The organism is Actinopolyspora mortivallis (genome assembly GCF_003001495.1).
GTDB classification, from domain to species: domain Bacteria; phylum Actinomycetota; class Actinomycetes; order Mycobacteriales; family Pseudonocardiaceae; genus Actinopolyspora; species Actinopolyspora mortivallis_A.
The window spans coordinates 15,074-27,382 of sequence record NZ_PVSR01000045.1; the positions used below are offsets into that span (position 1 = coordinate 15,074).

The window sequence follows — 12,309 nt, forward strand, 5'->3', positions numbered from 1 at the left end:
CGTTCGGGCCCCGCTCGTGGATCTCCACCGACTTGGAGGAGACGATACGAGGGAGCTTCGTGGTTCCGCCGGGGTATCGGTGGAAAACGGGCGCCGATCGTCCGGAGTGTGGGAAGAACCCGTGTTCGTCCCGTGGGGGCGGAGATCTCACCGGGGAGGATCTCCGGAGGAGCCGTCGGCGTTACCGGGTTCACGGGCGCGCCGTTCGGGTGCTCAGAGTAACGGGGGGAGGTCAGCGCGTGGTGGGGGGTCGCAGCGAGTGATGATCTTCTCCCCCGTGGGGGTGAAGCGGAGGTCGGCTCTTGACTGACGGGCCGTGGAAGGCCACGCTTGTTCTCGGCACACACCGGGAGCACAGTCGGAGCGGAAGATCGAGCGGGCGAGGCGTGGACCGCTGTAGCGGGGGTGTCGCATCCCCCTCTCGACAGCGAGCTGTACGCGAGCTAGACTACTACGTTGCGCTGCCCGCTTCCCCTGTTCCCCGGCCGAGGACTCTTCACAGGTAGCCCTGAGCTGGGGCATCGGAACGTGGGCGCCATTGCACCCTTGACAGCCGTGCTATTCGGTCCGCCGCGTCCGAATACGGTTGCAGCCAGTTCAGAGTCCCGGAAGGACGCATCTTGGCAGTCTCCCGCGCGACCAAGGTCTCTGCAGCTTCCAACTTCACGAGGGGGATCCCTGGGGCCCCCCGGCGGGTCTCTTTCGAGAAGATCCGTGAGCCGCTGGAAGTACCCGACCTGCTGGATCTGCAGGTTCAATCCTTCGAATGGCTCGTCGGTGACGAGGCCTGGTTCCAGCGCCGGGTCGATGCCGGCGAGGAAGCCCCAGTCGGCGGTCTGGAAGAGGTTCTGAACGAGATCTCCCCGATCGAAGACTTCTCGGGGTCCATGTCGCTGTCCTTTTCCGACCCGCGCTTCGACGAGGTCAAGGCCTCCATCGAGGAGTGCAAGGACAAGGACATGACCTACGCGGCTCCGCTGTTCGTCACGGCGGAGTTCATCAACCAGACGACCGGCGAGATCAAGAGCCAGACGGTCTTCATGGGGGACTTCCCCGTGATGAGCGACAAGGGGACGTTCATCATCAACGGCACCGAGCGTGTCGTGGTCTCCCAGCTGGTCCGCTCGCCGGGCGTGTACTTCGACCAGACCGTCGACAAGACGACGGACAAGGACGTCTACAGCGCGAAGATCATTCCCAGCCGGGGAGCCTGGCTGGAGTTCGACGTCGACAAGCGCGACACCGTCGGTGTGCGCATCGACCGCAAGCGCAGGCAGCCGGTGACCGTGCTGCTCAAGGCCCTGGGCTGGACGGCCGAGGCGATCCGCGAGCGGTTCAGCTTCTCCGAGACGATGCTGTCGACCCTGGAGAAGGATCACACCGCCGGGCAGGACGAGGCCCTGCTGGACATCTACCGCAAGCTTCGCCCGGGTGAGCCGCCGACCAAGGAGAGCGCGCAGACCCTCCTGGAGAACCTCTTCTTCAAGGAGAAGCGCTACGACATGGCCCGGGTGGGCCGCTACAAGGTCAACAAGAAGCTCGGGCTGGACCTGCCCTTCTCCAGCGGTGTGCTCACCGAGGAGGACATCGCCACCACCATCGAGTACCTGGTGCGCCTGCACGCCGGCGAGAAGTGGATGGGGCCGGAGGACAACCGGGTCCCGGTCGAGCTCGACGACATCGACCACTTCGGCAACCGCAGGCTGCGCACCGTCGGAGAGCTGATCCAGAACCAGGTGCGCGTGGGCCTCTCCCGCATGGAGCGGGTCGTCCGGGAACGCATGACCACCCAGGACGTCGAGGCCATCACCCCGCAGACCCTGATCAACATCCGGCCGGTGGTCGCCGCGATCAAGGAGTTCTTCGGGACCTCGCAGCTGTCCCAGTTCATGGACCAGACCAACCCGCTGGCCGGTCTGACGCACAAGCGCAGGCTCTCCGCGCTCGGTCCCGGCGGGCTGTCCCGGGAGCGGGCCGGTGTCGAGGTCCGTGACGTCCACCCCTCGCACTACGGCCGGATGTGCCCGATCGAGACCCCGGAGGGGCCGAACATCGGTCTCATCGGCTCGTTGGCCACCTTCGGACGGGTCAACCCCTTCGGGTTCATCGAGACGCCGTACCGGCGGGTGGTCGACGGCGTGGTCACCGACCAGGTCGACTACCTGACCGCCGACGAGGAGGACCGCTACGTCAAGGCGCAGGCGAACACGCCGATCGACGAGAACGGCAACTTCCTCGAGGACCGGGTGCTCGGTCGACGGAAGGGCGGCGAGGTCGAGCTGCTCGCCCCCACCGAGATCGAGTACATGGACGTCTCGCCGCGCCAGATGGTCTCGGCGGCCACGGCCATGCTGCCGTTCCTGGAGCACGACGACGCCAACCGCGCCCTGATGGGTGCCAACATGCAGCGGCAGGCGGTGCCGCTGCTGCGTAGCGAGGCCCCGCTGGTCGGCACCGGCATGGAGCTGCGTGCCGCCGTGGACGCGGGAATGGTGGTTACCGCGGAGAACTCCGGGGTGGTCGAGGAGGTCAGCGCCGACTACGTCACCGTCATGGCCGACGACGGCAACCGGCGCACCTACCGGTTGCAGAAGTTCGCCCGGTCCAACCACGGCACCTGCATCAACCAGAAGCCCATCGTCGACGAGGGCCAGCGCGTGGAGGCCGGGCAGGTCATCGCCGACGGGCCCTCCACCGAGAACGGCGAGATGGCGCTGGGCAAGAACCTCATGGTCGGCATCATGCCCTGGGAGGGGCACAACTACGAGGACGCGATCATCCTCTCCGAGCGGCTGGTGCGCGACGACGTGCTCACCTCGATCCACATCGAGGAGCACGAGGTCGACGCCCGGGACACCAAGCTGGGCTCCGAGGAGATCACCCGCGACATCCCGAACGTCTCCGAGGACGTGCTCTCCGACCTCGACGAGCGCGGCATCGTCCGGATCGGCGCCGAGGTGCAGGGCGGCGACATCCTGGTCGGCAAGGTCACCCCCAAGGGGGAGACCGAGCTGACCCCCGAGGAGCGCCTGCTCCGCGCGATCTTCGGAGAGAAAGCCAGGGAGGTCCGGGACACCTCGCTGAAGGTGCCGCACGGCGAGACCGGCAAGGTCATCGGCGTCCGCGTCTTCAACCGCGAGGAGGACGACGAACTCCCGCCGGGGGTCAACGAGCTCGTCCGCGTCTACGTGGCCCAGAAGGGCAAGATCCAGGACGGCGACAAGCTCGCGGGCCGGCACGGCAACAAGGGTGTGATCGGCAAGATCCTGCCCATCGAGGACATGCCGTTCACCAAGGACGGCACCCCGTTGGACATCATCCTCAACACCCACGGTGTGCCGCGCCGTATGAACATCGGGCAGGTGCTGGAGACCCACCTGGGCTGGATAGCCTCCCAGGGGTGGTCCATAGACGGGGATCCGGAGTGGGCCCAGAAGATTCCCGAGGAGCTCTACGACGTGGAGCCGGGGACCAAGACGGCCAGCCCCGTGTTCGACGGTGCCCGGGAGGAGGAGATCACCGGCCTGTTGGCCTCCACGAAGCCGAACCGCGACGGCGAGCGGATCGTGGACGGCGACGGCAAGGCGATGCTGATCGACGGACGCAGCGGGGAGCCCTACCCGCACCGCGTGGCGGTCGGGTACATGTACATCCTCAAGCTGCTGCACCTGGTGGATGACAAGATCCACGCTCGGTCGACCGGGCCCTACTCGATGATCACCCAGCAACCGCTGGGTGGTAAGGCCCAGTTCGGCGGCCAGCGCTTCGGTGAGATGGAGTGCTGGGCCATGCAGGCCTACGGCGCCGCCTACACGCTGCAGGAGCTGCTCACGATCAAGTCCGACGACGTGCTCGGGCGCGTCAAGGTCTACGAGGCGGTCGTCAAGGGCGAGAACATTCCTGAACCGGGTATCCCGGAGTCGTTCAAGGTGTTGCTCAAGGAGCTGCAGTCGCTGTGCCTGAACGTCGAGGTGCTTTCCAGCGACGGCGCCGCCATCGAGATGCGTGACGGTGACGACGAGGACCTCGAACGGGCTGCTGCCAACCTCGGCATCAACCTGTCCAAGAACGAGACTCCTTCGGTCGACGACGTTGTCAACTGACCTCGTCACCGGTTCGCGGGGGCCCGCCGCGGTCCCCGCGAACCGGCCCCACGTCCACCCGGCACACCCCCAACAAAGGGAGAAGACCCGACGTGCTTGACGTCAACTTCTTCGACGAACTCCGTATCGGACTGGCGACTGCCGACGAGATCCGCCAGTGGTCGTACGGCGAGGTCAAAAAGCCAGAGACGATCAACTACCGCACCCTCAAGCCGGAGAAGGACGGGCTCTTCTGCGAGAAGATCTTCGGTCCCACCCGCGACTGGGAGTGCTACTGCGGTAAGTACAAGCGGGTCCGCTTCAAGGGCATCATCTGTGAGCGCTGCGGCGTCGAGGTCACCCGCGCCAAGGTGCGGCGCGAGCGGATGGGGCACATCGAGCTGGCCGCGCCGGTCACCCACATCTGGTACTTCAAGGGCGTTCCCAGCCGCCTGGGGTACCTGCTCGACTTGGCGCCCAAGGACCTCGAGAAGATCATCTACTTCGCGTCGTACGTGATCACCTCGGTCAACACCGAGATGCGGCACAACGACATGCCGACGCTGGAGAGCGAGATCGGCGTCGAGCGCAAGAACATCGCCGACCAGCGGGACGCGGACCTGGAGGCCCGCGCCCAGAAGCTGGAGTCCGACCTCGCCGAGCTGGAGTCGGAGGGCGCCAAGAGCGACGCCCGCCGCAAGGTCAAGGAGAGCGGCGAGCGCGAGATGCGCCAGATCCGCGAGCGGGCCCAGAAGGAGATCGACAAGCTCGACGAGATCTGGGAGACCTTCACCAAGCTCGAACCGAGGCAGCTGATCTCGGACGAGTCGCTGTACCGCGAGCTCTACGACCGCTACGGCGAGTACTTCACCGGCGGCATGGGTGCCGAGGCCATCGAGGCGCTGCTGGCCAACTTCGACATCGACGCCGAGGCCGAGGGGCTGCGCGAGGTCATCCGCAACGGCAAGGGCCAGAAGAAGCTGCGTGCCCTCAAGCGGCTCAAGGTCGTCGCGGCCTTCCAGACCACCAAGAACAGCCCGCAGGGCATGGTGCTCGGCGCCATCCCGGTCATCCCGCCGGACCTGCGTCCGATGGTCCAGCTCGACGGCGGTCGTTTCGCGACCTCGGACCTCAACGATCTCTACCGCAGGGTCATCAACCGCAACAACCGGCTCAAGCGACTGATCGACCTCGGGGCACCCGAGATCATCATCAACAACGAGAAGCGCATGCTCCAGGAGTCGGTGGACGCGCTGTTCGACAACGGCAGGCGCGGCCGTCCGGTCAGCGGCCCGGGCAACCGCCCGCTGAAGTCGCTGTCGGACCTGCTCAAGGGTAAGCAGGGCCGGTTCCGGCAGAACCTGCTCGGTAAGCGTGTGGACTACTCGGGCCGTTCGGTGATCATCGTCGGCCCGCAGCTGAAGCTGCACCAGTGCGGCCTGCCGAAGGAGATGGCGGTCGAGCTGTTCAAGCCGTTCGTGATGAAACGGCTGGTCGACCTCAACCACGCCCAGAACATCAAGTCCGCCAAGCGGATGGTCGAGCGGCAGCGCCCGCAGGTCTGGGACGTGCTGGAGGAGGTCATCTCCGAGCACCCGGTGCTGCTCAACCGCGCCCCCACGCTGCACCGGCTGGGTATCCAGGCCTTCGAGCCCCAGCTGGTCGAGGGCAAGGCGGTGCAGCTGCACCCGCTGGTCTGCGAGGCGTTCAACGCCGACTTCGACGGTGACCAGATGGCGGTGCACCTGCCGCTGTCGGCCGAGGCCCAGGCCGAGGCCAGGGTGCTGATGCTGTCCAGCAACAACATTCTCTCGCCCGCCTCCGGGCGTCCGCTGGCGATGCCGCGGCTGGACATGGTCACCGGGCTGTACTACCTCACTCGGGAGAAGGAGGGTGCCACCGGCGAGGGGCACGCCTACTCCTCCTACGACGAGGCGATCATGGCCCACGACCTCGGGGCGCTGGACCTGCAGGCCAAGGTCAGGATCCGGATGCGCGACATCGTCCCTCCGAAGGAGGAGACGCCCGAGGACTGGGAGCCGGGCCAGCCGCTCACCCTGGAGACCACCCTCGGCCGGGTGATGTTCAACGAGCTGCTGCCGTCCGACTACCCCTTCGTCAACAGGATGTTGGGCAAGAAGGCCCAGGGTGCGATCGTCAACGACCTCGCCGAGCGGTACCCGATGGTCGCGGTCGCCCAGACCCTGGACAAGCTCAAGGACGCGGGCTTCTACTGGGCGACGCGTTCCGGTGTGACCACCGCGATCTCGGACGTGCTCGTTCCGCCGAACAAGAAGGAGATCCTGGACTCCTACGAGGAGAAGGCGGACCAGGTCGAGAAGCGGTACCGCCGGGGTGCGCTCTCCCACGAGGAGCGCAACGCCGAGCTGGTCAAGGTCTGGAACGCGGCCAAGGACGACGTGTCCGAGGCCATGGAGCAGAACTTCCCGGACGACAACTCGATCAGCATGATCGTGCGCTCCGGCGCGGCCGGGAACATGTCCCAGATCGTCCAGCTCGCCGGTATGCGTGGTCTGGTGTCCAACCCGAAGGGTGAGTACATTCCGCGGCCGATCAAGACCAACTTCCGTGAGGGTCTGTCGGTGCTGGAGTACTTCATCTCCAACCACGGTGCCCGCAAGGGTCTGGCCGACACCGCGCTGCGGACCGCCGACTCGGGGTACCTGACCCGGCGTCTGGTGGACGTCTCGCAGGACGTCATCGTGCGCGAGCTGGACTGCGGCACCGACCGCGGCATCCGGATGCCGATCGCGGAGAAGACCCCGGACGGCAGGCTCGTGCGCGAGCGGAACGTGGAGACCAGCGTCTACGCCCGCATGACCGCCGAGGACGTCACCGACTCCGAGGGCAACATCCTGCTCGCCCGCGGCTCCGACCTCGGTGACCCGGCCATCGAGACCCTGCTGGCGGCCGGAGTCACCACCGTGCGGGTGCGCAGCGTACTGACCTGCGAGTCCGGTTCCGGGGTCTGCTCCTACTGCTACGGCCGTTCCATGGCCACCGGCAAGCTGGTGGACGTCGGCGAGGCCGTCGGCATCGTCGCCGCCCAGTCCATCGGCGAGCCCGGCACGCAGCTGACCATGCGGACCTTCCACCAGGGTGGTGTCGGCAACGACGACATCACCGCCGGTCTGCCGCGTGTGCAGGAGCTCTTCGAGGCCAGGCTGCCGAAGGGCAAGGCGCCGATCGCCGACGCTTCCGGGCGGGTCCGGCTGGAGGACAACGACCGCTACTGGAAGATGACGATCATCCCGGACGACGGCAGCGACGAGATCGTCTACGACAAGCTGTCCAAGCGGCAGCGGCTCGCCGTGATCAACGTCGACGGGACCGAGCGTCAGCTGGAGGACGGTGACCACGTCGAGGTGGGCCAGCGGCTCATGGAGGGCGCCGTCGACCCGCACGAGATCCTGCGGGTGCTGGGGCCGAGGGAGGCCCAGCTGCACCTGGTGCACGAGGTGCAGGAGGTGTACCGCTCGCAGGGTGTGGGCATCCACGACAAGCACGTGGAGGTCATCGTCCGGCAGATGCTGCGGCGGGTCATCATCATCGACTCCGGCGCCACCGAGTTCCTGCCCGGCTCGCCCGTGGAACGGGCCCAGTTCGAGGCCGAGAACCGGCGGGTGGTCTCCGAGGGCGGCGAGCCCGCCTCCGGCCGCCCGGTGCTGATGGGTATCACCAAGGCGTCGCTGGCCACCGAGTCGTGGCTGTCGGCGGCCTCCTTCCAGGAGACCACCCGGATCCTGACCAACGCGGCGATCGAGGGTGCCAGCGACAAGCTGATCGGTCTGAAGGAGAACGTGATCATCGGTAAGTTGATCCCGGCCGGTACCGGTATCAACAAGTACCGCAACATCCAGGTGCAGCCGACCGAGGAGGCTCGGGCGGCGGCCTACGCGATCCCGTCCTACGACGACGGGTACTACGCCCCGGACGTCTTCGGTCCCGGGGCCGGTGGTGCGGTGCCGTTGGACGACTTCGACTTCGGACGCGACTACCGCTGACCGGCGGGGCACGCACCGTCCCCCGGTGCGTGCCCGGCCGTTCCGTTCCCGGGCTCCCCGCTCGTCTCCTCCGAGCGGGGAGCCCTTCTTCGTCGGCAGGCCCGGGGGCGGTGGCGGAACCCCGCGGGCTCCACGCTCCGGCCTGGGCCGGTGTCGAGCCCGGCGAGGCTCCGCCGAACGGCCGTGTCCGACCGGCGCACCGCCTCCGATCCGCCGGTCGGGGAGCTTCAGCTCTCCAGTTCCTCCAGGGTCTTGCGGACCCGCTGCAACTCCGCCTCCAGCTCGGCCAGCCGCGCCTCGTGCTGCTGGCGGGCTTCGGCGAGTACGGACTCGATCGCCTCCGAGATGTCGGTGTGCAGCTCACCGGCCGCCTTCGACACCGAGGAGGCCGTCAGCGGCAGCCCCTGGACGATCTTCTTGCCCGCGTGGGTCAGGTCGGCCTGCCACTCCCCGTCGGCGGTGCCGCTGACGGTGAGGGTGAGCTCGACCGAGCGGGTCTTGCGGGCACCGGTCTGCTTGCGTCCCTTCTTCTTCGGGGCGGAGCTCTGCTCGGTGCCGCCGCCGGACTCGGTGTTCGCGGTCTGGTTCCGCTCGGACTCCTGCTCGGCGGGGGAGGGCGTTGCCGAGGGCTCCTCGGTGGGCTGCGCGGGTTGTTCGGTCACGTGGTCGGCGGGAAGGTCCTGTTGTTCGTCCACTGTTCCTCTCTCGGGTCGCACCGGTGCGGAAGGGAAAACCGGGGCCGCTCGTGTCGCGGGAATTCCGGGTGGGGGACGGGCACGAGGTGCCGTCCGCCCGCGGGCGGCGGGGTCAGGAAGGGGACAGTGCCCGCATCAGCGCACGCAGGGAATTGTCGAAGGCGTGCCCCGGTGGGGCGGCGTAACCGATCACCAGACCTGCCTGACGTTCTCGCTCGTTCATCCAGTGGTCGGACAGTCCCTCCACCGCCACCGAATGCCGTCGCATACGTCGCAACATCCGTTCCTCGGAAGGACCCTCCGGGTCCAGACGTAACGTCAGGTGCAGACCGGCCGCGATACCGGCGGGGTAGAGCTCGTGCCGCGTCCGCGACTCGCGAATGGCGGAAACGATTCGTAGCCTCCGTCGTCGGTAGCTCGCACGGCAGCGCCGCACGTGTTGATCATAGCTTCCCGAACGGAGCATCTCCGCCAGGGTGAGTTGCTCGAACACCGGAGGAACCAGTCCCAGCCGTGTTCTGACCTCCCGCACGGCCCCCACCAGTCCGCGCGGCAGCACCAGCCAGGACAGCCCCAGCCCGGGGGCGAGCGTCTTGCTCGTCGTTCCGGAGTAGACCACCTGGTCGGGGGCGAGGCGTTGCAGGGCTCCCACCGGTTCGCGGTCGAAGCGGAACTCGCCGTCGTAGTCGTCCTCGACGATCCAGCGCTGCTCGGTGGCGGCCGCCGCGCACAGCGCCTCGCGGCGACGCTGGGACATCGTCGCGCCGAGCGGGTACTGGTGGGCCGGGGTGACCACCACGGCGGGGCCGCGGACGGCGGTCACGTCGAGGCCCTCCCCGTCGACCGGCACACCGCGCACCCGCAGTCCGCCGCGCCCGGGGACCTCGCACAGGTGCGGCAGGCAGGGGTCCTCGAAGTCGATCGACTCGGCTCCGAGCTCGCCCAGCACGGTGCTCAGCACCGCGAGAGCGTGGCGGTGCCCCTCGCAGACCACGATCCGTTCGGCCGTGGCGTGCACCCCGCGTGTTCTGCCCAGGTACTCCGCGAGCGCGGTGCGCAGTGCCGGGTGCCCGCAGGGGTCCCCGTAGTCGAGTTCCGCCGCGTCGGTGGTGCGCAGCGCGCGCTGCTGCGCGCGGGCCCAGGCCGTGCGGGGAAAGGCGCTCAGGTCGGGTTTGCCCGGAAGCAGGTCCCAGCGCAGCCGGGTCTGCCGGCGGGTGAGCGGCAGCGCGGTCGGACTCGTCCCGGTGGGCGGGGCCGTCGCCACGCGGGGGACGGTGCCCTGGCGGACGAGCAGGTGCCCCTCGGCCGAGAGCTGGTCGTAGGCCCTGGTGACGGTTCCCCGGGAGACGCCGAGGTCGGCGGCCAGTTCCCTGGTGGAGGGGAGTCTGCTGTGGACGGGCAACCTCCCGGTTCGCACGGCCTCGCGGATCGCCTCCGCCAGGGCACGGCTGCTCGGCCCGGAGGGGCGGTCCAGGTGCAGATCCAGCCCGAGGGAGCGTGTCGACTGTGAACTGGACTCGTTCCCGTGCATCGAACTGGACCATATAACCACCGGTTCGCGCCCTAGCGTGGACGCATGACACAGCAACGGATGAGTCCGGCGGAGCTGACTCCGCGCACCTACCGGGCGATGAGGTCTCTGGAGCAGTCCGTGGCCGAGGAGCTGCGGGACGCCGGGGTGGAGACCGAGCTCCAGGAACTGCTCAAGATCCGCGCCTCGCAGCTCAACGGGTGCGGGTTCTGCCTGGACATGCACATCACCGACGCCCGCGCGGCCGGGGTGGACAACCGGCGCATCGACGTGCTGCCCGCCTGGCGGGAGGTGGATCTGTACTCCGACCGGGAGCGGGCGGCGCTGGCCCTGGCCGAGGAGGTCACGCTGATCCATCGGGAGGGGGTCTCGGAGGAGGTGTGGGCCGAGGCGGAGAAGCGGTTCTCCTCCGTCGAGCTGGCCGCGCTCCTCTGGGCCGCCACCACCATCAACGCCTGGAACAGGTTGGCGGTCACCACGCGTTCCCAACCGGCTTCGGCGGCTCGGGACTCCGCCGAGTGATCCCCGCCCCCGGGCGGGGGTTGGTAGTCTCTGCTGGCACGGAACGAACCACGGGTGAGGGTGAGTCCGACGGGGACGCCTCGGTGGCCGGATGTCGGGGTTTCGCGGGGGAGGGACGGTCCTCGCCATCCGTTCGGCAGGGGAGATCTGCCGAACCGGTCGGCACGGGGCGCTTCCGGAGGACGATCCGGTAGTCCCGAGCGATCAGGAGAGACCACCGATGAGTGACAGTCGATCCCGTCCGGGGGATTTCGCCGCGCGCCCGTTGAGCTGGTCCGAGCGGCTGCGTGGCGCGTTGCTCGGAGGGGCCGTCGGTGACGTGCTCGGTTCCGGGGTGCGAGGGTGGAGCCTGCCCGCGATCCACCAGTGGCTCGGTGGTCGTGGTGCGGTCGACTTCCTGCCGGTCTTCGGCCGCAGGGGGGCGGTCTCGGACCTCTCCCAACTGACCGTGTTCACTGTGGACGCCCTGCTGCGCGCACGGGCCACCGGTGAACAGGATCCGCTGCCCGTGATTCGTTCGAACCACCTGGCCTGGCTGTACACCCAGGGGGTGCCGTGGGCGTACGCCATGGCGGGGTACTGGCGCAGTCACCCCGAACCGGCCGGTTGGCTGTTGAAGCGCCCCGAGCTGTTCTCCACGCGCAATCCGGGCGGCAACGCGCTGCGTCTGTTGTCCACTCTGGTGGATCGTTTCCCGGTGGATCCGTCCTCCGGTCCGCTCCGGGACACTCCCGCCGGGGAGGAGGCCTTCGCTGACTGTCTGGTGTGGACTGCTCCGCTGATGGTGTGGAGCCCGGACGCCCGTCGGGTGGCCGCCACCGCCTCCAGGGTCCCCCGTCTGTTGACCGGGCACTACGAGACGCGGGCCGCGAGCGCGCTGCACGCCGACGTGCTGGGCGGCCTGCTCAACGGGACCCCGCTGTGGGAGGCGGTGCGTTCCTGGGAGCTCAACCGTTCCCACCAGGAACAGGGGGTCCCGCCCGCCGCCGTGCTGCGGACGGTGCACTCGGCGATGTTCATCGCCCAGCAGGGGCGACAGCCGGATCCGCGCATGTTGGACATCGAGTTCTGCCCGTCCGAGGGACTGGGGGAACTGGGCATCGCCGTCGCGGCCGTGGCCTCGGCGGGGAACTTCACCGACGCCGTGGTCACGGCGGTGAACCACTCGGCGGACAGCGCGGTGGCCGGTGCGCTGGCCGGTCAGCTCGCGGGAGCGATCCACGGGCCGGAGGCGATTCCGCCGCGTTGGAGGGCCGAACTCGACATCCGGGAGGTCCTGGAGACCCTGGCCTCCGACGCCGCCGAGGCCTTCGCCCCTCCGGAGCCGCCGAAGTGGGCGCGGCGTTACGTCCAGGGGGAGGACCCGCGTGAGTTGGGAGGGGGCGGCTGGACGGTGGAGACGACCCGGGGCGAACCTCCCGGTCCCGTGGAGCAGGCCCCGCCCACCCAGGTGC

General features: G+C 68.5%; 6 protein-coding genes. 4 read left to right on the top strand and 2 right to left on the bottom strand.

What is annotated here, in order from left to right; genetic code table 11:
• Window positions 1-620: 620 nt before the first annotated feature.
• The gene (gene rpoB, locus CEP50_RS17660; RefSeq protein ID WP_106115058.1) at window positions 621-4,103 is read left to right on the top strand and encodes a DNA-directed RNA polymerase subunit beta; all 3,483 of its coding nucleotides are present in this window, start codon (window positions 621-623) and stop codon (window positions 4,101-4,103) included.
• A 92-nt stretch (window positions 4,104-4,195) separates the two neighbouring features.
• Complete coding sequence (locus CEP50_RS17665) at window positions 4,196-8,107, top strand: DNA-directed RNA polymerase subunit beta' (protein ID WP_106115059.1); 3,912 nt, start codon at window positions 4,196-4,198, stop codon at window positions 8,105-8,107.
• A gap of 227 nt (window positions 8,108-8,334) precedes the next feature.
• Here CEP50_RS17665 and CEP50_RS17670 read toward each other — a convergent pair whose 3' ends face one another.
• Window positions 8,335-8,802 (bottom strand): DUF6319 family protein, encoded by a 468-nt coding sequence (locus CEP50_RS17670; RefSeq protein ID WP_106115060.1) that lies wholly within the window; start codon window positions 8,800-8,802, stop codon window positions 8,335-8,337.
• 112 nt (window positions 8,803-8,914) lie between these two features.
• Window positions 8,915-10,333: a MocR-like pyridoxine biosynthesis transcription factor PdxR gene (gene pdxR, locus CEP50_RS17675; RefSeq protein WP_106115061.1), complete on the bottom strand. Its 1,419-nt coding sequence runs from the start codon at window positions 10,331-10,333 to the stop codon at window positions 8,915-8,917.
• Window positions 10,334-10,378: 45 nt separating this feature from the next.
• On the opposite strand from pdxR, the gene CEP50_RS17680 reads away from it, so the two are divergent.
• Window positions 10,379-10,855, top strand: a complete 477-nt coding sequence (locus CEP50_RS17680) for a carboxymuconolactone decarboxylase family protein (protein ID WP_106115062.1) — start codon at window positions 10,379-10,381, stop codon at window positions 10,853-10,855.
• A 220-nt stretch (window positions 10,856-11,075) separates the two neighbouring features.
• Window positions 11,076-12,309, top strand: a 1,234-nt coding sequence (locus CEP50_RS17685; RefSeq protein ID WP_181188439.1) for an ADP-ribosylglycohydrolase family protein, incomplete at its 3' end; no start/stop codon positions are given.

Coding starts and splice junctions, on each gene's coding strand:
- pdxR (WP_106115061.1), bottom strand. CDS start 10,333: ATGCACGGGAACGAGTCCAGTTCACAGTCGACACGCTCCCTCGGGCTG.
- CEP50_RS17680 (WP_106115062.1), top strand. CDS start 10,379: ATGACACAGCAACGGATGAGTCCGGCGGAGCTGACTCCGCGCACCTAC.